This is a genomic window from Streptomyces sp. NPDC031466, from assembly GCF_055581265.1.
Map to the genome: position 1 here is coordinate 550279 of NZ_JBVIJT010000006.1, position 19258 is coordinate 569536.

Below are 19258 nucleotides of genomic sequence, written 5' to 3' on the forward strand. Positions count from 1 at the left end.
GGAGTTTGTGGTCGGGAGTCATTGGGGGAGGGGGGAGGGTTCCGGGGTGTGGATGCGGCGTCGGCGGCGGCGTTTGATGAGGGCCCAGGGGCCCCGGGGGCCGGCCGGCATCGCCGGGGTGACCTCCGTGCCGCCCTCCGCCGCGGCCTGCGCGGCCGCCTGCGCCACCGGCAGGAAACCCTCGCGCCGCGAGAGGTCGGGCCGCTCCTCCTCGGGCCAGAGGCCGAGCGCCGCGCACAGCGTGGGGAGAACCGCCATGGCCGCCGTCGCGTAGCCCTCCGCCGAGGGGTGGTAGTTGTCGGGACCGAACAGCTCCCGCGGGTTCGCCGCGAACTCGGGGCCCAGCAGATCGCCCAGGGACACCGTCCGCCCGCCCTGCTCGACCACGCCGATCGTCTGCGCCGCGGCCAGCTGCCGCGAGACCCGGCGGGCCAGCCACCGCAGCGGCTGGTAGACGTTCTCCACGGTGCCGAGGTCGGGACACGTGCCGACGACCACCTCCGCCCCTGCGGTCCGCAGCCGCCGCACCGCCCCGGAGAGGTGCCGCACCGAACGGGTCGGCGGCATCCGGTGCGTCACGTCGTTCGCGCCGATCATGATGACGCACACGTCCGGCACCCAGGAGGGGTCCGACAGGATCAGCGTCACCTGCCGGTCCAGGTCGTCCGACTGGGCGCCCGGCAGCGCCACGTTCCGCAGGTCGACGGGGTGCTCCGCGACCGCCGCGAGCCCCGAGGCGAGCAGCGCCCCCGGGGTCTGCCCCGACCGGTGCACGCCCTGCCCCGCGGCCGTGGAGTCCCCGAGCATCGCGAACCGCACCGGTTCGGAGCAGTCGGGGAGGCCGGAGATCTCGCCGTACGCCCTGCCGTAGCGGCCGTCCGCCCGCGGCGGATCCGCGTGCGACCCGCCCACGGACCGCTTCGCCAGCTGCACCTCGGCGAGCACCACGCCGACCGCCGCGGCCCCGATCAGCCCGATCCCTCCGCCGCCGTACGCCGCTCCCGCCGCGATCCGCCGTGCCACCCTCGCCCTCGACATGCCCCGCAGCCACCTCCTCGTAGCCGAACCGCCGTATAGCCGTACACCCACTCATTGCCCCGAAAGCACGGTCGGCCAATCGTGGGCGGAGGTGAACGGATGAGAGGGACCCTTAGGCTGACCGCACCAATTCGTCGCACTACATCGCAGCCCGGAGACAACGGTGCAATTCCACGACTCGATGATCAGCCTCGTCGGCAATACCCCGCTCGTGAGGCTCAACCATGTGACCGCGGGCATCCAGGCGACCGTCCTGGCCAAGGTCGAGTACTTCAACCCCGGCGGATCCGTGAAGGACCGCATCGCGCTGCGCATGATCGAGGCGGCCGAGCAGAGCGGGGAGCTGAAGCCCGGCGGGACGATCGTCGAGCCGACGTCCGGCAACACCGGCGTCGGGCTCGCCATCGTGGCCCAGCAAAAGGGTTACAAGTGCATCTTCGTCTGCCCGGACAAGGTGTCCCTCGACAAGATCAACGTGCTGCGCGCGTACGGCGCCGATGTGGTCGTCTGCCCGACCGCCGTCGACCCCGAGCACCCGGATTCGTACTACAACGTCTCCGACCGCCTCGTGCGCGAGACGCCCGGCGCCTGGAAGCCCGACCAGTACAGCAACCCGAACAATCCGCTCTCGCACTACCACTCCACCGGCCCCGAGCTGTGGGAGCAGACGGAGGGGAAGATCACCCACTTCGTCACGGGCATCGGGACCGGCGGCACCATCTCCGGCACCGGCGGCTACCTGAAGGAGGTCTCCGGGGGCAAGGTCACCGTCGTCGGCGCCGACCCCGAGGGGTCCGTGTACTCCGGCGGCTCCGGGCGGCCCTACCTCGTGGAGGGCGTCGGCGAGGACTTCTGGCCGACCGCGTACGACCGGAACGTGACCGACGAGATCATCGCGGTGTCCGACAAGGACTCCTTCCAGATGACGCGACGTCTTGCCAAGGAGGAGGGGCTGCTCGTCGGCGGCTCCTGCGGCATGGCGGTCGTGGCGGCGCTGCGGGTCGCGGAGCGGCTCGGCCCGGACGACGTCGTCGTGGTGCTGCTGCCCGACTCCGGGCGCGGCTACATGAGCAAGATCTTCAGCGACGAGTGGATGAACGACTACGGCTTCCTGGAGGAGCCCGGCGACCAGCCGCGCGTCGCCGACGTGCTGCGCCGCAAGGAGGGCGGCGCGCTGCCCTCGCTGGTGCACATGCACCCCGAGGAGACGGTCGGTCAGGCCATCGAGGTGCTGCGCGAGTACGGCGTCTCGCAGATGCCGATCGTGAAGCCGGGCGCGGGACACCCCGACGTGATGGCCGCCGAGGTCATCGGCTCCGTGGTCGAACGCGAGCTGCTCGACGCCCTGTTCGCCCAGCGCGCCTCGCTCGGCGACCCGCTGGAGAAGCACATGTCGGACCCGCTGCCGCAGGTCGGCTCCGGTGAGCCGGTGGCCGACCTGATGTCGGTGCTCGGCGGCGCCGACGCGGCGATCGTCCTGGTCGAGGGCAAGCCGACGGGCGTCGTGAGCCGCCAGGACCTGCTCGCGTTCCTCGCGGAGCAGCAGGGTCACTAGCGCAGCGGGCCCGGCCCGGTCCGGGGGCTTCGCGCAAGTGGTACGAGCGCGACACGTGCGCGCAGCACCCGCTTAACACTGGCCCGGCACAGTGATGGGTGTCGGCGTCAGGAACTCCGGAGCGGCTCCCGGACCTCTGGACGCCGGGACGTGGCCCGGTCCTGACCCGGCACACGTCCCTCGCGGGGACCGCCGTCGTCCCGCCCCCTGGGCAACCGGGGGTGCGGCGGTCCCCGCGCCACTCACCGCCTTCGACCGCCCGGCACGTCGGCCTCCGTCAGTCGTCCCACTCCGAGGTGCCGCGGTCCTTGCGGCGGCGGCCGAAGTCCGTGCCGTGGAGCGCTTGCGCCGCGTTCACGCCGACGATGCCGATCCAGGTGGTGAGGAGTCCGGGCAGGCCGGCGGTGGCCGCGCCGATGCCGGACAGGGGGACCGCGAGGATCAGGGAGACCAGGCCGAAGCCGAACCGCTCGCTCCAGGCGTCCACGGCGCCGCCGGACGGGGAGCGGGCGCCGCGGGCGACGGTCATCTGCTGCTCGGCCAGGTGACGGCGCAGGCGGCGGTCGACCGTGCCGTCCAGGCGCTGCTCGATCTTCCCGAGGAAGGATTCGACCAGGGCGGAGTCGTACTCTTCGCCGAGCTCTCTGCGGGCGTGCAGAGTGGCGTCGAGTTCCTTCTTCAGTTCGGCGTCACGGGCTTCCATGGCCGACCACGTTACGGGGCCGGGGCCTCGTCGGCGCTGGGGATAACCCCCGTATCCGCCTGGGGACCAGCCCCTGGTGCGACGCTGCTGTGCCGGGCCAGGGCCCAGTACAGCACCGCGGGCACCACCAGGCCCACGATCCACGAGAGGTCCGCGCCGCCCAGCGGCTCGACGAGCGGGCCCGTGTAGAAGTGCGTCACGAGGAACGGGAGTTGGGCCAGCAGCCCGATCCCGTAGACGGCGAGGGCGGCGAGGCGCCAGGCGCCGTAGCGGCCGTGCGGGTCGCTGAGCGCCGGGATGTCGTACCGCTCGCGCGAGATCAGGTAGTAGTCGACGAGGTTGATGGCCGACCAGGGCGTGAAGAAGGTCAGCAGGAACAGCAGGAAGTCCTTGAAGGACGTCAGGAAGCTGTCTTTGCCGAGCAGCGCGACCACCGTGCCCGCCACCATGATCACGGCGATGTACGCGGTCCGGCCGCGCGGTCCGAGCACCTTCTGGCCGCGGAAGCCGCTGACGCCGGTCACCATCGACATGAAGCCGCCGTAGGTGTTGAGGACGTTGATGGTCAGCTTGCCGAGCGCGATCACGAAGTACAGGAAGGAGGTGATCAGGCCGCTCCCGCCGAGGCCGACGACGTAGCCGACCTGGTCGGCGAGGAAGGCGTCCCCCGCGCTCGCCGCGACCAGCACGCCGAACGTCATGGACCACTGCGACCCGATGGCCGAGCCCGAGAGCGTCCACCAGAACGTGGCCTTCGCGGAGGTCGTACGCGGCAGATAGCGCGAGTAGTCGGCGACGTACGGCCCGAAGGCCAGCTGCCAGGACGCCGAGAGGGAGACGGCGAGCAGGAACATCGGCAGGTCGAAATGGGCGTTGCCCAGCAGGGCGGACAGGTCCACGCGGTCCAGGAGCCGCACACCGAGGTAGACGAACGCGAGCGCGCAGATCACGCTCGCCACCCGGCCGAGCACGTGGATGACGCGGTAACCGACCGCCGCCATGACCGCCGTGACGGCGGCGAAGAGGACGATGCCCGTGGTGTCGTCGGTGTGCGTCAACTCGGCCGTGGCCTGCCCGGCGAGGACGCTGCCGCTCGCGAAGAAGCCGACGTACATGAGGATGACGAGCAACAGCGGGACGGCCGCGCCCTTCACGCCGAACTGCGCCCGGGACTGGATCATCTGGGGCAGGCCGAGCCTCGGGCCCTGCGCCGAGTGCAGCGCCATCACCGCGCCGCCGAGGAGGTTGCCGGCGACGAGGCCGAGAATCGACCACACGACGTCGCCGCCGAAGACGACGGCGAGCGCGCCCGTGACGACCGCGGTGATCTGGAGGTTGGCACCGAGCCAGAGCGTGAACTGACTGAACGCGGTGCCGTGCCGTTCGTCGTCGGGGACGACGTCGATGGAGCGCCGCTCCACCAGGTCTTCAGCTGCCATGACGACTGCCCTCCGCTGCTCGCGCGTCTTGCTCGGCTGCATATCGTCATGCAGAGTTCTTGCTGACTGAATAGGTTGTCAATGGTCCGGCGTGCGTCACCGGTGACAAGGAACGGTATGAGTGACAGTCCTGCGGCACGGCTGCACGTGCTCTTCGAGGGGCACCGGCTGACGCCCACGCAGCGCCGCATCGCGCACTGCATGGTGCGGCGGGCGGCGGACGTCCCCTTCCTCTCCAGCGTCGAGCTGGCGGAACTGGCCGGTGTGAGCCAGCCCTCCGTCACCCGCTTCGCGGTGGCGCTCGGCTTCGACGGCTACCCCGCCCTGCGCAAGCACCTGCGGGACGTGGCGCCCGCCGGGACGGCCGCCGGGGACGCGCTCAACGAGTACCAGCAGGCGGTGCAGGCGGAGATCGACAACCTCCGCCACCTCGCGGAGGCCCTCGCCGACCCGGCGCCGGTGGAGCGGGCGGGCCGCCTCCTCGCCGCCTCCCGTCCGCTGCCGGTCCTCGGCCTGCGGGCCGCCGCCTCCCAGGCGTACGGCTTCTCGTACTTCGCCGCGAAGGTCCACCCCGACGTACGCCTCCTCGACGAGGGCGGCACGATGCTCATCGACCGCGTCGACGCGGCGGTACGGGCGGGCGCCACGGCGCTCCTGTGCTTCGCGCTGCCGCGCCACCCCCGGGAGGTCGTGGAGGCGCTGGCCCACGCGAGGGAGGCGGGCCTCACGGTGATCACCGTGGCGGACTCGCCGTTCGCCCCGGTGGCCGCGTACTCCCACCTCCTGCTCCCGGCGGCCGTCGGCACCGGCCTGGCCTTCGACACGGCGTGTGCCCCCATGCTGCTCGGCCGCGTCCTCCTGGAGGCCATGTGCGACGGCCTGCCGGACGCGCAGGCCCGCCTGGAGGAGTTCGACGCGGGGGCGGCGGCGCGGGGCCTGTTCGTGGAGTGAGCCCTCCAGGGGCCGACGGGCCACCGGGCTCTCACCCTCTCCTCAGATTCCGCCGCTAACCTGCTGCGCCGAAGCGGTGCCGGAACGGTGCCGGAGCAGCGCGGCAGGAGGCGTGGGAGGCGACGTGGGACGCGGTGGACATGGGCTGGCGAGGGTGTCGGTGGTCGTGCGGGCCGGGGCGGCGCCCCTGTGGTGGCTCGGGGTGGTCGCCGCCGGGGCCGGGGCGCTGCCGGAGGGGCTCACCGGGCGGCGCGTCGGCGCGCTCGCCGGGGCCGCGCTGTTCCTCGTGACGGCCGCCGTCGTCGCGTACGTCCGGGCCAAGCGGTACGACACGCTGGCCCGCGAGGCCGTCCGCGCCGGGAAGCACGACGTGCTCCAGAGCCGCGCCGTGACCGTGCGGAACTGGCGGCGCGGGCACCGGTGGTGGCTCCTGGCCGCCTTTGTGGCCGCGCTCGGCAGCGCGTTCCTGCTGCCCGTGGCCGGTGGCGCCGTCCTCGCGGGCGCGGGCGCCGGGCTCTGGGCGAAGGCGGCCCGCCTCGGCCGCCGCGAGCAGGACGGCGACGTACTCCTGTGGGTGCGCGTCGACTGGCTCGGGCGTGGCGCGGGCGCCCCCGCGGGCAAGGCGGTGCGGGCCTACCGGATGACGGGCCCGGCGGCGGGCGACGCGGCGCCCGGCGGGGCCCGGCGCCGCACCGCCGCGGGTGCGCGGCGCTGAGCCTCACTCCTCGCCGCCGGCCTTCAGGACCACCTTGTTGACGGCCCACAGGGCGATGCCGATGACGAGCAGGACGCCCGCGCGGACGTAGACCTCCGCCGGGCGGTCGGCGAGCGGGCTCGCGAGGATCAGCGCCGTGAGCGCGCCGAGGACCGGCAGGGCGGTCGGGGTGCGGAAGTGGTGGTGGTCGACGCGGTCCCGGCGCAGGACCAGCACCGCCACGTTGACCACCGCGAACACGCACAGCAGCAGGAACGCCGTGGTGTCGCCGAGCCCCTCGATCTCGCCCGTCGAGACCAGGCCGATCGCGAGCAGCGAGACGAAGACGATGCCGACGACCGGGGTGCGGCGCTTGGACAGGACGCGGCCCATGGCGCGCGGCAGGATGCGTTCGTTGGCCATGCCGTAACAGAGCCGCGAGGCCATCATGATGTTGATCAGCGCCGAGTTGGTGACCGCGAACAGGGCGATCAGCGCGAAGAGTTTGTGCGGGAAGTCGACGCCGCCGGCCTTCACCACTTCCAGCAGCGGGCCGCTCGACCCCTCCAGCGTCTTGTAGTCGACCAGGAGGGAGGAGACCAGCGCCACCAGGACGTAGATCGTGCCCGTGACCGCCACGCCGATGAAGATCGCGCGCGGGAAGGTGCGCTCCGGGTCCTTGGTCTCCTCGGCCATGTTGACCGAGTCCTCGAAGCCGACGAAGGCGAAGAAGCCGAGCGCGGTCGCGCCGAGCACCCCCGTCATCAGGGCGTACCCGGTGCCGCCCCCGGCCTCGAAGTCGGTCAGCCGGGAGGGCTCGCCGTCGCCGGTGAGCACGGCGTACGCGCCGATCCCGAGGATGATCACGAGGCCGGTCAGTTCGACGAGGGTCAGGACCACGTTGGTCTTCACCGACTCCGAGACGCCCCGCATGTTCAGCGCGGCGAGCAGCACGATGAAGGTGATCGCGATCAGCGTCGGGGGCAGCGCGTCGCCGGTCAGCTCGGCGAGGTAGTCGCCGCTGAAGGCGCGGGCGGCGGCGCTCGCCGAGGAGAGCCCCGAGCACATCACCATGAAGGCGATGATGAAGGTGAGGAACGGCGTCTTGAACGCCTTCTGCGTGTAGAGCGCGGCGCCGGCCGCCTTCGGGTACTTGCCGACCAGTTCGACGTACGAGGCGGCCGTCAGGATCGCCACGACGAACCCGATCGCGAACGGCAGCCACAGCGCGCCGCCGACCTTCCCCGCGACCTTGCCGGTGGTGGCGTAGATGCCCGTGCCGAGGATGTCGCCGATCACGAAGAGGATCAGCAGCTTGGGGCCGATGGCGCGGTGCAGCGCGCCGTCCTCGGCGGGCGGTGGCGCGGTGGTGGGTGTGCCGGATGCCGTCATGGGAGCCTCCCCCGAGACCGGGAACACGTCTGACCGAAAACACGTTCTGGAGTCAGGGTCTGCCCGTGAGCCACGTCACCATGCGCGAGTTGAGCAACCTCTGAGCCTGGCACGGGACTTCGGCGCCCGTGGAGGTACTTGAAGGAGCCCGAGGGGACCTGATGGAGCCCGAGGAGACCTGAAGGACCCGGAACCTGCAGGGGCCTCAGAGGTACCGCAGCGCGTCCCGTTCCGCGCCGCCGCCCGCCTCCGCGACGATCTCGTCGAGCGTCTGCGGCTCGCGGGCGGCGGCGAACCGCACGTCGTCGCCGTGCACCGAGTAACCGTAAATGCCGGGCCTGGCAAGGCTGTTGTAGCCGTAGTGCGCCGTGAAGCAGTAGGCGCCCGTGTCCAGCACGGCCACGTGGTCGCCCGGTTCGAGCAGCGGCAGCGGGCGGTTCTCCGCGAGCAGGTCGCCCGCGAAGCACGCCGGGCCCGCGATGTCCTGGCCCACGGCCGGCCCGCTCCTCGGCCGGCCCTGCGCGTCGTAGGCGGCGATCCGCAGGGGCCACGCCTGCGGCGCGTACACCGTCCGGGTCGCCACCTGCACGCCCGCGTGCGTCACCGCGATGCGCCTGCCGCCCGCCTGCTTCGCGTACTCGACGCGGGCGAGGAGCGTCCCGTGCTTGGCGAGCAGCGAGCGGCCGAACTCGGTGACCAGGCCGTACCGCCCGTCGAGCAGCCCCGGCACCCTCGCCTTGAGGCGGCGCGCGTACTGCGCGTACGTGGGGCTCTCCTCGTCGGAGCCGAAGTCGACCGGCAGGCCGCCACCGATGTCGATCGCGTCGATCTGCCGCCGCCCGGCGCGTTCGTTGATCTCCTCGGCCAGGTCGTACGTGGCTTCGACGCCGCGCGCCATCATCTCCAGGGGCAGGCCCTGCGAACCGGAGTGCGCGTGCAGCCGGGTCAGCCACGGCCGCTCCAGGAAGGCCCGGACGACCCACTCCCGGGCGTCCTGGTCGCGCAGCGGGACGCCGAACTTGGCGGTGGGCGTCGCCGTCGACAGGGCGCCGATCGAGCCGCCGCCGATCTGCGGGTTGACCCGCAGCCCGAGGGGGGAGGCGGTCGGCGCCGACCGGACGAGGGCGTCGAGGCGGGCCAGCTCCTGCGGGTTGTCGGCGTTGACGGCGATGCCGAGGGCGAGGGCCTGGCGCAGTTCGGCCGGGGTCTTGGCGGGGGAGTCCAGGACCGTGTCGGCGGGCGCGACACCGGCGGCCCGCGCCAGGGCCAGCTCACCGGGGCTCGCCACCTCGGCGCCGATCCCCGCCGAGCGCAGCAGCCGCAGGACCGGCACGAGCGGGGTGGCCTTCACGGCGAAGGCGTGCAGGACGGGGGTGCCGGGCGGGGTGACGGCGGCGAAGGCGGCCCGCAGGGCGGCGGCGCTCGCGCGGACGCCGGCGATGTCGAGCAGCCCCGCGAGGGGGGCGGCCGGGCCGACGACACCTTGCACCACGGCGGCACGGACGGCCCGCTCCCGGCGAGCGGGGGCACCGGCGCTCGCGCCCGCGTCCACGTCCACGTCCACGGGGAGAACCTGGGTCTGCTGCTCGTCCGCAGGGAGGGCCGGGGCCTCCCGCTCCTCCGCCCGGAGGGCCTTGGTCTGCTGGTCGTCCGCGTCGTGGGCCATGCGATCCAGCCAACCACCCAAGCGGCGCCCCCAGGGCGCGTACTCGCGCATTCGTTCGCTATTGACTAGTTCTATTCAGAACTCCAGGATGTGAATAACAGACTCACGGTACCGAGGAGGCCCCGCCATGTCAGGACCCCGCCCCGTACGGGCACCGCGCGGCACGGAACTGAGCGCCCTGGGATGGCAGCAGGAAGCCGCCCTGCGGATGCTCCAGAACAACCTCGACCCCGAGGTCGCCGAGCACCCGGACAAGCTCGTCGTCTACGGCGGCACCGGCAAGGCGGCCCGCGACTGGCGCTCCTTCGACGCGATGGTCCGCACCCTGCGCACCCTCAAGCAGGACGAGACGATGCTCGTCCAGTCCGGCCGCCCCGTCGGCGTCATGCAGACCCACGAGTGGGCCCCGCGCGTCCTGATCGCCAACTCCAACCTGGTCGGCGACTGGGCGAACTGGGAGGAGTTCCGCCGCCTGGAACAGCTGGGCCTGACCATGTACGGCCAGATGACGGCCGGCTCGTGGATCTACATCGGCACGCAGGGCATCCTCCAGGGCACCTACGAGACGTTCGCGGCGGTCGCGGCGAAGAAGTTCGGCGGCACCCTCGCCGGGACGATCACCCTCACCGCCGGCCTCGGCGGCATGGGCGGCGCCCAGCCGCTCGCCGTGACCATGAACGACGGCGTCGCCATCTGCGTCGACTGCGACCCGCGCGCGATCGAGCGCCGCATCGAGCACAAGTACCTCGACGTGCAGGCCGACTCCCTGGAGCACGCCCTCCAGCTGGCCGTCGAGGCCCGCGACGCGCGCCGCCCGCTCTCCATCGGCCTGCTCGGCAACGCCGCGGACCTGCTGCCGCGCATGCTCGCCGAGTCCGCCCCCATCGACATCGTCACGGACCAGACGTCCGCCCACGACCCGCTCGCGTACCTGCCGACCGGCGTCGACTTCGACGAGATGCAGACGTACGCGGCGAAGGACCCGGCGGGCTTCACGACGCGGGCCCGCGAGTCGATGGCGCGGCACGTCGAGGCCATGGTCGGCTTCATGGACGCGGGCGCCGAGGTCTTCGACTACGGCAACTCCATCCGCGGCGAGGCCCAACTGGCGGGTTACGAGCGCGCGTTCGCCTTCCCCGGTTTCGTCCCCGCCTACATCCGCCCCCTCTTCTGCGAGGGCAAGGGCCCCTTCCGCTGGGCGGCCCTGTCGGGCGAGGCCTCCGACATCCACAAGACCGACAAGGCGATCCTCGACCTCTTCCCGGAGAACGACTCGCTGCACCGCTGGATCAAGATGGCCGGCGAGCGCGTCCACTTCCAGGGCCTGCCCGCCCGCATCTGCTGGCTCGGCTACGGCGAGCGCGACAAGGCCGGCGAGCGCTTCAACGACATGGTCGCCTCCGGCGAACTCCAGGCCCCCCTCGCCATCGGCCGCGACCACCTGGACTGCGGCTCGGTCGCCTCCCCGTACCGCGAGACCGAGGCCATGCTCGACGGCTCCGACGCGATCGCCGACTGGCCGCTCCTGAACGCCATGGTGAACGTCGCCTCGGGCGCCAGCTGGGTCTCCCTCCACCACGGCGGCGGCGTCGGCATGGGCCGCTCCATCCACGCGGGCCAGGTCTCGGTCGCCGACGGCACGAAGCTCGCCGGCGAGAAGATCCGCCGCGTCCTCACCAACGACCCCGGGATGGGCGTCATCCGGCACGTGGACGCCGGGTACGACATCGCGGAGTCCGTGGCGGACGACAAGGGCGTACGGGTTCCCATGCGGGAGGGTGACGGCAAGTGACCGGCGCTGGAGAAGCAGCCCCGCCGGTGTCCGCGCCGACGTTCCGGGAAATGTGGCGGGAGCTCGCGCCGATCGGCCGGGACTCCGCTTCCCACGGCTACCGCCGCTACGCCTGGACGGCGGCGGACGCCGACTGCCGCGCCTGGTTCGAGCAGCAGGCGCGGCAGCGGGGCCTGACCTACGAGCTGGACCGCAACGGCAACCAGTGGGCCTGGCTGGGCGACCCGGGCCAGGGAAACGCCGTCGTCACCGGCTCGCACCTGGACTCCGTCCCCGACGGCGGCGCCTTCGACGGCCCCCTCGGCGTCGTCTCCGCCTTCGCCGCCCTCGACGAACTGCGCGCCCGCGGCACCCAGTTCACGAAGCCCCTCGCCATCGTCAACTTCGGCGACGAGGAAGGCGCCCGCTTCGGCCTGGCCTGCGTGGGTTCGCGGCTCACCGCGGGAAAGCTCACCGTCGAGGCGGCGCACAAGCTCCGGGACGGTGACGGCATCACGCTGCCCCAGGCGATGGAGGCGGCGGGCCACGACCCCGAGGCGATCGGCCCCGACCCCGAACGCCTCGCCCGGATCGGCGCCTTCGTGGAGCTGCACGTCGAACAGGGCCGCGCCCTGGACCTGTCCGGCGACCCCGTCGGCATCGCGTCGGCCATCTGGCCGCACGGCCGCTGGCGCTTCGACTTCCGGGGCGAGGCCAACCACGCGGGCACCACCCGCCTGGTGGACCGCAGGGACCCGATGCCGACCTACGCCGAGACGGTCCTCGCCGCCCGCTGCGAGGCCGAACTCGCGGGCGCGGTGGCCACGTTCGGCAAGATCTCCGTCGAGCCGAACGGCGTCAACGCCATCCCGTCCCTCGTACGCGGCTGGCTGGACTCCCGCGCCGCCGACCAGGCGACCCTCGACACGGTCGTCACCGCCATCGAGAAGGCCGCCCGGGAGTACGCAGACCGGCACGGCATCGACCTCGACGTCGTCCGCGAGTCCTTCACCCCCGTGGTGGAGTTCGAGCACGCCCTGCGCGACGAGCTGGGCAGGATCCTGCGGGGCGGGGCCGACCGGCCGGTCCCCGTCCTCGGCACCGGCGCGGGACACGACGCCGGAATCCTGTCCGGCGCCATCCCGACCGCCATGCTGTTCGTACGCAACCCCACCGGTGTCTCGCACTCCCCGGCCGAGCACGCCGCCGAGGACGACTGCCTGGCCGGGGTGAGCGCACTCGCCGACGTACTGGAAGGGCTGGTCCGCACGTGACGACCGAGCGCACGGACACCTACTGGCTGGAGCACGCCTGGCTCGGCACCCATGTGGAGCCGGGCGTGGCGGTGGAGGTGACGGGCGAGCGGATCACGGCCGTCCGCCAGGGCGTGGACCGGCCCGAGCCCGGCGCGACGGTCCTGCGCGGCCTGACGCTGCCCGGTCTCGCCAACGCGCACTCCCACGCCTTCCACCGCGCGCTGCGCGGCACCGTCCAGGTCGGCTCCGGCACGTTCTGGACGTGGCGCGAGGTCATGTACGGGGTGGCGGACCGCCTGACGCCGGAGACCTACCACGCGCTGGCCCGCGCGGTGTACGCGGAGATGGCGCTGGCCGGCATCACGACGGTGGGGGAGTTCCACTACCTCCACCACGCGCCCGGCGGCACGCCGTACGCCGACCCCAACGCGATGGGCGAGGCACTGATCCAGGCGGCGGCCGACGCGGGCGTGCGGATCACGCTCCTGGACACGGCGTACGTGGCCTCGGGACTGCTCTCCGAGACACGCGGCAAGGAACCCGACCGCCATCAGCTCCGCTTCTCCGACGGCACGGCGGAGGCCTGGGCCGAGCGGGCCTCGGCCCTCAAGGACCGCGCCCACGCCCGGATCGGCGCGGCGATCCACTCCGTACGGGCCGTCCCGGCGCGCCAGCTCGGCACGGTCGCGCGGTGGGCGGCCGAGCGGGACGCCCCGCTGCACGTCCACCTCTCCGAGCAGACGGCGGAGAACGACGCCTGCCAGGCCGTGCACGGCTGTACGCCGACACGGCTCCTCGCCGACCACGGCGTGCTCGGCGCGCGCACCACCGGGGTCCACAACACGCATCTCACGGACGAGGACATCGGCCTGCTGGGCCGCACCACGACCGGCACGTGCATGTGCCCGACGACCGAGCGGGACCTGGCCGACGGCATCGGCCCCGCCCTGCGCCTCCAACAGGAGGGCAGCCCCCTGTCCCTGGGCAGCGACAGCCACGCCGTCATCGACATCCTCGAAGAGGCGCGGGCCATGGAGCTGAACGAACGGCTCCGCTCGCACACGCGGGGCCACTGGACGGCGGCGGCCCTGCTGCGGGCGGCCACCGCCGAAGGGCACGCGGCGCTGGGCTGGCCGCAGGCGGGCGTCATCGAGCGGGGCGCCCTCGCGGACCTCACGACCATCGCCCTGGACTCGGTCCGCACGGCCGGCCCCGTGCCCCGCCTGGCCGCCGAGACGGCGGTCTTCGCGGCGACGGCGGCCGACGTCCGCCATGTCGTGGCCGGGGGCCGCACCGTCGTACGGGACGGCGCGCACGCCTTGGTGCCCGACGTCCCGTCGGCGCTCACCGAGGCGATCGCCGCGCTACGCGAGTGACCCCTGCCCCACCTGTCGCCGGCCGCCTCGGGGCTCCGCCCCGCGCCCGCCGGAGGGGCTGACACCGACCCCCTCCGGTGACCGCGGACGGACCGCCGAAACCCCAGCCACCACGGAGCACCCCATGACCACCACCCTCATCACGAACATCGCGAGCCTCGTCACCAACGATCCCGCGCAGGGCGACGGCGGCCCCCTCGGCCTGCTGACGGACGCCGCCGTCGTCCTGGACGGCGAGAAGATCGCCTGGGTGGGCCCGGCGGCCAAGGCCCCGGCGGCCGACGAGAGGTACGACGCGGCGGGCCGCGCCGCGCTCCCCGGCTTCGTCGACTCCCACTCCCACCTCGTCTTCGCGGGCGACCGCACCCAGGAGTTCAACGCCCGCATGTCGGGCCGCGCCTACTCCGCCGGCGGCATCCGCACCACGGTCGCCGCGACCCGCGCCGCCACCGACGAGGAGCTGGAGGCGAACGTCACCCACTACCTCGCCGAGGCCCTCCGCCAGGGCACCACCACCTTCGAGACCAAGTCGGGCTACGGCCTCACCACGCACGACGAGGCCCGCGCCCTGCGCGTCGCGGCCCGGCACACGGACGAGGTGACGTTCCTCGGCGCGCACATCGTCTCGCCCGACCACGCCGAGGACCCGGCGGCGTACGTGGAGCTGGTCACCGGCGAGATGCTGGACGCCTGCGCCCCGCACGCCCGCTGGATCGACGTCTTCTGCGAGAAGGGCGCCTTCGACGGCGACCAGGCCCGCGCCATCCTGACGGCGGGCAAGGCGAAGGGCCTGCACCCCCGGATCCACGCCAACCAGCTCTCGTACGGCCCCGGCGTCCAGCTCGCCGTCGAACTGGACGCGGCGAGCGCCGACCACTGCACGCACCTGACGGACGCGGACGTGGACGCCCTGGCCCAGGGCGACACGGTGGCGACCCTGCTCCCCGGCGCCGAGTTCTCCACCCGCGCGACGTGGCCGGACGCCCGCCGCCTGCTGGACGCGGGCGTGACGGTGGCGCTCTCCACGGACTGCAACCCGGGCTCGTCCTTCACGTCCTCCGTGCCGTTCTGCGTCGCGCTGGCGGTACGGGACATGGGCATGACGCCGGACGAGGCGGTCTGGTCGGCCACGGCGGGCGGCGCGCGGGCCCTGCGCCGCACGGACATCGGCACCGTCCGCGAGGGCGCCCGCGCCGACCTGGCCCTCCTGGACGCCCCGAGCCACGTCCACCTGGCCTACCGGCCGGGCGTCCCGCTGGTCGCCGAGGTGTGGCAGCGGGGAGTCCTGCGGACGCGGCCGGCAGGCCTGCTCTAGCGCGTGCCGGTCTTGCGGGCGAGCAGGTGGACCTCCTGGAACTGCCGGCGGTCGGTGGGTTCGGGCTTGCGCGTCATGCGGGCCACCTCGGCGAGACCGGCCTCGCGCAGCAGCGCGGCGAGGTGGTCGGGTGACCACCGGTGGGCCGGCGCGACGGTGTGGTCGAAGGCCTGCGTCGGATGGGCCGGGCCCTCGCTCGCCCAGAAACCGACCAGGGCGTGACCGCCGGGGGCCAGTACGCGGTGGAACTCCGCGAGGACGACGGGGAGTTCCACCGGCGGCGTGTGGATGATGGACCACCGCGAGAGGACGCCGTCCAGCGTGCCGTCGGCGATGTCCAGCGCGGCCATCGACCCCACCTCGAACCGCAGGTGCGGGCAGGCCTGCCGGGCCAGGCGGATCATCTCCGGGGAGGCGTCGACGCCGGACACGCGCAGGCCGAGCCCGGCCAGATGCGCGGTGATGTCGCCCGGCCCGCACCCCAGGTCCGCGACCCGGCCCTGTCCCTCCGCGCGGACGACCTCGGCGAAGACGCCCAGGGCGGCGCGGTCCAGGGGCCGCTCCCGCAGCGCGTCGGCGAACAGCCGCGCGTACGTGGGGGCGATGGCGTCGTAGGCATCGCGGGTGGCACTGAGGGCATCGTGTTCGAGCATGCCCGCGACAGTAGTGCGCGACATGCCGGAGCGGGGAACGCCGGTGGGGCCCGCCCCCGTCAAGGAGCGGGCCCCACCGGGCCGTTGGGGCGCGGGGCGCCGGGCCGGCTCACTCCTCGACCGTCAGTCCCTTGCGGAGCTTGACGAGGGTGCGGGAGAGCAGGCGCGACACGTGCATCTGCGAGATGCCCAGTTCCTCGCCGATCTCCGACTGCGTCATGTTGGCGACGAAGCGGAGGGAGAGGATCTTGCGGTCGCGCGGCGGCAGCTCGGCGATCAGCGGCTTCAGCGACTCGACGTACTCGATGCCTTCGAGGCCGTGGTCCTCGTAACCGATGCGGTCCGCGAGCGCGCCCTCGGAGTCGTCCTCCTCGGGCTGGGCGTCCAGCGAGCTCGCCGTGTAGGCGTTGGACGCGGCCATGCCCTCGACGACCTCGTCGTGGGAGATGCCGAGGCGCTCGGCCAGCTCGCCCACCGTGGGGGCGCGATCGAGCTGCTGGGCGAGCTCGTCGCCCGCCTTGGCGAGGTCCAGCCGGAGCTCCTGGAGACGGCGCGGCACGCGCACCGACCAGCTCGTGTCGCGGAAGAAGCGCTTGATCTCGCCGACGATCGTCGGCATGGCGAAGGTGGGGAACTCCACGCCGCGGCTGAGTTCGAAGCGGTCGATCGCCTTGATGAGGCCGATCGTGCCCACCTGGATGATGTCCTCCATCGGCTCACTGCGGGAGCGGAACCGGGAGGCGGCGAATTTCACCAGGGCGAGATTGAGCTCGACCAGGGTGTTGCGTACATAAGAGTGTTCGTGGGTACCTTCCTCAAGCGCTTCGAGGCGCTCGAAGAGAGTCTTGGACAGGGCCCGCGCGTCCAGCGCCCCCACCTCGGCGAACGGCGGGATCTCGGGAAGGTCGTGGAGCCCTTCCGGGGTCTGCGGAGCCGGCTGCGGCTCACGGGCGGGACCCGGGATCACGGCGGCGGAGTGGGACGGCGGGGGTGTCGACGTCGCTTGGTCAGTATGCGATTCGTCGAGCCGGGGTGACATGGTGTCCTCCATCATTCTCGGCATATGGCTGCCGATGCCCATACGTGCACTGCGGTGTGCGGCGCCTCCAAAGCCGTCCGTCTCGATTGCTGTCCCTTCTACCCCTACCCGCTTCCGCTTGCCGGTCGCAAGTGCCGTTGTAGGCGAAATGTCCGAATTCGGGGGGATGTTCGGCTACCGGGAACTCCGGAGAGGGCGTAATGTTCAGGGGCGTCATCAACAGCCACGACGGGTCGGAAGAGAGAGACGGCATGGACCGCGGCACGGTCGGCAGTGCGCATAGGGGCCGGCTTCTGGTCGAAGTGCGGAAGGCGGGCACCAGCGCCGTCGTCACCCCGGCGGGGGAACTCGATCACCACACCGCCGATCTCCTGAGGGAACCCTTGGAAAGTTGCCTCGCCGACGGGTTCTCGCGACTCGTCGTCGACTGCTCGCGCCTTGAGTTCTGCGACTCCACGGGGCTGAACGTGCTGCTCGGGGCCCGGCTCAAGGCCGAGGCCGCCGGGGGCGGCGTCCACCTGGCCGGAATGCTGCCGGTGGTGGCCCGCGTCTTCGAGATCACCGGTGCGGAGGCCGTCTTCACTGTCCACGACACGCTCGAAGCGGCCCTCGCCGACTGAGCCCGTGACGGTCGACGCGAAAGTTACGCGTCAGTTCTCCCCCTGTTATCAAGGCGTTACCAGCGTCACACGGACCGGCCCGAAGAAGTGGGTGTTCTCACGGTTCGACCGGGCAGGAGAGACCTGGATCCGTCATCTGTCAGAACGGCAAGCAGCCGATGTCCCCTACTCCTCCAGAGTCCCCCACTTGTCCAGAGTCCTCTGCGTGTCCAGAGTGCTCAGCCATCTTGTCGGTGAGGTGAAGCGCTGATGAGCACCACCCGGCCTTATTCGCCGGGCGACCGTGGCCCGGAGTCCGAGGCCGCCGTCGCGGACGCCTCCGCGGACCGGGCTTCCGGGGCGCCCTCGGCTCGCCAGGTCCGGGAACTGAGTCTCGACGGTGCCAGCGGCGTCGTCCCGCTCGCCCGCGACTACACCCGCGAGGCGCTGCGCGCATGGGGCTGGCTGCCCGCGGAGGGCGCCGACCGGCGCGCCGCCGCGGAGGACGTCCTGCTCGTCGTCTCCGAGCTGGTCACGAACGCCTGCCTGCACGCGGAGGGTCCGGACGCGCTCCGGCTCTTCTGCGACGGCAAGGTGCTGCGCATCGAGGTCTCCGACCGCGGCGCGGGGCAGCCCGCACCCCGCACCCCGCACCGCGCCGGGCGGCCCGGCGGTCACGGCATGTTCATCGTCCAGCGGCTCTGCCTCGACTGGGGCGTCGTGCGCGCCCCGGACGGCGCGGGCAAGACGGTCTGGGCGGAGTTGGGCGCCCCCGCCTAGGCGGCAAGGGCCTGGGCCGGACAGGGCCTGGGCCAAGGGTGTTACCCACGGTTCGCATGCGCGCCGGATCACCGCGATCCGGCGCGTCTTCTGTCTTCCCTCGGCACGGTCCCGGGCGTACCTTGGCGCCCAATCTGATGTGCCGTCAGCAATGCGGCGTCACTCCGCACCGCGGCACGCCACGAGGACCGGCATGAGGGGATCACGAGGTGTCGTACAAGAAAGCGGCCGCGCTCGCGTGTGCCACCGCCCTGGCCGGCGGCTCCGCGGTGCTGATGGCCGCCCCTGCCGCGCAGGCCGCGGTCCAGGACGTCAACTACCAGTGCAAGACGCCCATCGGTGACAAGAGCGCCGTCTCGCCGATCGACATCAAGAGCGTCAGGAGCGGCGGCGGCTACCGGCTCACGATGTCCTTCCGGAAGGGCGTCTCCTCCAGCCCCGTGGAACTGGGCAAGGGCGCGATGAAGCCGAGCGCGGTGATCGAACTGGGCGGGGCCGAGAGCGGCACCGTGCCCGTCTCCGGTCCGGTGAACTCCGAGGCGATCCCCGCCAACACCCCGATCAGGATCAGTGACCTGTCGGGCACCTATACGCCGAAGAAGAGCGGCAAGGTCACGTTCACCGCCGGGGTCCTCACCATCAAGGCGCTCGGTACGACGACCACGTGCACGCCGTCCAACAACCCGAAGCCGTCGCTCGAACTGGACGTCAAAGGCTCGGCCGGCTCGGGGTCCGGGTCCGACACCGGGTCCGGGGCCGACACCGGCACGGGTTCCGGCTCCGGCTCCGGCACCGGTTCTGGTGGCGGAGGGCTCCCGCAGACCGGCCCCGCGGACTCCACGATCGCGCTCGGCACCCTCGGCGGCACCGTGCTGCTCACGGGCGCGGCCGGCACGCTCTGGCTGACCCGCAGGAACCAGGCCGCGCGCTCGCGGTAGTCCCGCCGGACCCCTGACCGAGCCCTGGTCCGGCCCGCCCGCGCGGTCCGCCCGGGGTGGCGGGGGCGGCGGTCCTGTTCGTACGTCGCCGCA

17 protein-coding genes are annotated in these 19258 nt (G+C 72.6%); 10 read left to right on the forward strand and 7 right to left on the reverse strand.

Annotated elements, in window-relative coordinates:
- Positions 1-18: 18 nt before the first annotated feature.
- Complete coding sequence (locus tag ACZ5GP_RS17710; protein ID WP_468751708.1) at positions 19-1038, reverse strand: SGNH/GDSL hydrolase family protein; 1020 nt, start codon at positions 1036-1038, stop codon at positions 19-21.
- A 163-nt stretch (positions 1039-1201) separates the two neighbouring features.
- Between ACZ5GP_RS17710 and ACZ5GP_RS17715 the strand changes: the two genes are divergently transcribed.
- Positions 1202-2593 (forward strand): cystathionine beta-synthase, encoded by a 1392-nt coding sequence (locus tag ACZ5GP_RS17715; protein WP_468751709.1) that lies wholly within the window; start codon positions 1202-1204, stop codon positions 2591-2593.
- A gap of 277 nt (positions 2594-2870) precedes the next feature.
- Here the strand turns inward: ACZ5GP_RS17715 and ACZ5GP_RS17720 are convergent, their stop codons facing one another.
- Both ACZ5GP_RS17720 and ACZ5GP_RS17725 read right to left on the reverse strand, forming a co-directional pair.
- Positions 2871-3296: a hypothetical protein gene (locus ACZ5GP_RS17720; protein ID WP_468751710.1), complete on the reverse strand. Its 426-nt coding sequence runs from the start codon at positions 3294-3296 to the stop codon at positions 2871-2873.
- A gap of 11 nt (positions 3297-3307) precedes the next feature.
- Entirely contained in the window at positions 3308-4735 is a 1428-nt protein-coding gene (locus ACZ5GP_RS17725) for a purine-cytosine permease family protein (protein WP_468751711.1), read from the reverse strand.
- 117 nt (positions 4736-4852) lie between these two features.
- On the opposite strand from ACZ5GP_RS17725, the gene ACZ5GP_RS17730 reads away from it, so the two are divergent.
- Together ACZ5GP_RS17730 and ACZ5GP_RS17735 are read left to right on the forward strand one after the other, a co-directional pair.
- Positions 4853-5686, forward strand: coding sequence for a MurR/RpiR family transcriptional regulator (locus ACZ5GP_RS17730; RefSeq protein WP_468751712.1), 834 nt, complete (start codon positions 4853-4855; stop codon positions 5684-5686).
- A gap of 124 nt (positions 5687-5810) precedes the next feature.
- Entirely contained in the window at positions 5811-6401 is a 591-nt protein-coding gene (locus tag ACZ5GP_RS17735) for a hypothetical protein (RefSeq protein ID WP_468751713.1), read from the forward strand.
- A gap of 3 nt (positions 6402-6404) precedes the next feature.
- Here ACZ5GP_RS17735 and ACZ5GP_RS17740 read toward each other — a convergent pair whose 3' ends face one another.
- Positions 6405-7772: an APC family permease gene (locus ACZ5GP_RS17740; protein ID WP_468751714.1), complete on the reverse strand. Its 1368-nt coding sequence runs from the start codon at positions 7770-7772 to the stop codon at positions 6405-6407.
- Positions 7773-7977: 205 nt separating this feature from the next.
- Positions 7978-9438: a type III PLP-dependent enzyme domain-containing protein gene (locus ACZ5GP_RS17745; protein WP_468751715.1), complete on the reverse strand. Its 1461-nt coding sequence runs from the start codon at positions 9436-9438 to the stop codon at positions 7978-7980.
- Positions 9439-9565: 127 nt separating this feature from the next.
- Between ACZ5GP_RS17745 and hutU the strand changes: the two genes are divergently transcribed.
- From hutU to hutI, 4 genes are all read left to right on the forward strand, one after another.
- The gene (gene hutU, locus ACZ5GP_RS17750; RefSeq protein ID WP_468751716.1) at positions 9566-11230 is read left to right on the forward strand and encodes a urocanate hydratase; all 1665 of its coding nucleotides are present in this window, start codon (positions 9566-9568) and stop codon (positions 11228-11230) included.
- A gap of 50 nt (positions 11231-11280) precedes the next feature.
- Positions 11281-12483 carry an allantoate amidohydrolase gene (locus ACZ5GP_RS17755; RefSeq protein ID WP_468751789.1) on the forward strand — a complete coding sequence of 401 codons (1203 nt, stop codon included), beginning with the start codon at positions 11281-11283 and terminating at the stop codon, positions 12481-12483.
- A complete protein-coding gene (locus ACZ5GP_RS17760) occupies positions 12480-13841 on the forward strand; it encodes a formimidoylglutamate deiminase (protein ID WP_468751717.1) in 1362 nt (453 codons plus the stop codon). Before ACZ5GP_RS17755 ends, ACZ5GP_RS17760 begins: the two co-directional genes overlap by 4 nt.
- A 124-nt stretch (positions 13842-13965) precedes the next feature.
- Entirely contained in the window at positions 13966-15156 is a 1191-nt protein-coding gene (hutI, locus tag ACZ5GP_RS17765) for an imidazolonepropionase (protein WP_468751718.1), read from the forward strand.
- Here hutI and ACZ5GP_RS17770 read toward each other — a convergent pair.
- Positions 15153-15809, reverse strand: a complete 657-nt coding sequence (locus ACZ5GP_RS17770; RefSeq protein ID WP_468751719.1) for a class I SAM-dependent methyltransferase — start codon at positions 15807-15809, stop codon at positions 15153-15155. The two genes, hutI and ACZ5GP_RS17770, sit on opposite strands and share 4 nt — an antisense overlap.
- Before the next feature lie 109 nt (positions 15810-15918).
- Positions 15919-16776, reverse strand: a complete 858-nt coding sequence (locus ACZ5GP_RS17775) for an RNA polymerase sigma factor SigF (protein ID WP_468751720.1) — start codon at positions 16774-16776, stop codon at positions 15919-15921.
- 323 nt (positions 16777-17099) lie between these two features.
- On the opposite strand from ACZ5GP_RS17775, the gene ACZ5GP_RS17780 reads away from it, so the two are divergent.
- From ACZ5GP_RS17780 to ACZ5GP_RS17790, 3 genes are all read left to right on the forward strand, one after another.
- The gene (locus ACZ5GP_RS17780) at positions 17100-17468 is read left to right on the forward strand and encodes an STAS domain-containing protein (protein WP_468751721.1); all 369 of its coding nucleotides are present in this window, start codon (positions 17100-17102) and stop codon (positions 17466-17468) included.
- 249 nt (positions 17469-17717) lie between these two features.
- Positions 17718-18227, forward strand: a complete 510-nt coding sequence (locus tag ACZ5GP_RS17785) for an ATP-binding protein (protein WP_468751722.1) — start codon at positions 17718-17720, stop codon at positions 18225-18227.
- Between the two features lie 209 nt (positions 18228-18436).
- A complete protein-coding gene (locus tag ACZ5GP_RS17790; RefSeq protein ID WP_468751723.1) occupies positions 18437-19165 on the forward strand; it encodes an LPXTG cell wall anchor domain-containing protein in 729 nt (242 codons plus the stop codon).
- Positions 19166-19258: the final 93 nt, after the last annotated feature.

Bases quoted from the DNA above. Each gene is read 5' to 3' on its own strand.
- ACZ5GP_RS17710 (WP_468751708.1), bottom strand. From the start codon at position 1,038: ATGTCGAGGGCGAGGGTGGCACGGCGGATCGCGGCGGGAGCGGCGTAC.
- ACZ5GP_RS17720 (WP_468751710.1), bottom strand. From the start codon at position 3,296: ATGGAAGCCCGTGACGCCGAACTGAAGAAGGAACTCGACGCCACTCTG.
- ACZ5GP_RS17725 (WP_468751711.1), bottom strand. From the start codon at position 4,735: ATGGCAGCTGAAGACCTGGTGGAGCGGCGCTCCATCGACGTCGTCCCC.
- ACZ5GP_RS17730 (WP_468751712.1), top strand. From the start codon at position 4,853: ATGAGTGACAGTCCTGCGGCACGGCTGCACGTGCTCTTCGAGGGGCAC.
- ACZ5GP_RS17740 (WP_468751714.1), bottom strand. From the start codon at position 7,772: ATGACGGCATCCGGCACACCCACCACCGCGCCACCGCCCGCCGAGGAC.
- ACZ5GP_RS17745 (WP_468751715.1), bottom strand. From the start codon at position 9,438: ATGGCCCACGACGCGGACGACCAGCAGACCAAGGCCCTCCGGGCGGAG.
- hutU (WP_468751716.1), top strand. From the start codon at position 9,566: ATGTCAGGACCCCGCCCCGTACGGGCACCGCGCGGCACGGAACTGAGC.
- ACZ5GP_RS17755 (WP_468751789.1), top strand. From the start codon at position 11,281: ATGTGGCGGGAGCTCGCGCCGATCGGCCGGGACTCCGCTTCCCACGGC.
- hutI (WP_468751718.1), top strand. From the start codon at position 13,966: ATGACCACCACCCTCATCACGAACATCGCGAGCCTCGTCACCAACGAT.
- ACZ5GP_RS17770 (WP_468751719.1), bottom strand. From the start codon at position 15,809: ATGCTCGAACACGATGCCCTCAGTGCCACCCGCGATGCCTACGACGCC.
- ACZ5GP_RS17780 (WP_468751721.1), top strand. From the start codon at position 17,100: ATGGACCGCGGCACGGTCGGCAGTGCGCATAGGGGCCGGCTTCTGGTC.
- ACZ5GP_RS17785 (WP_468751722.1), top strand. From the start codon at position 17,718: ATGAGCACCACCCGGCCTTATTCGCCGGGCGACCGTGGCCCGGAGTCC.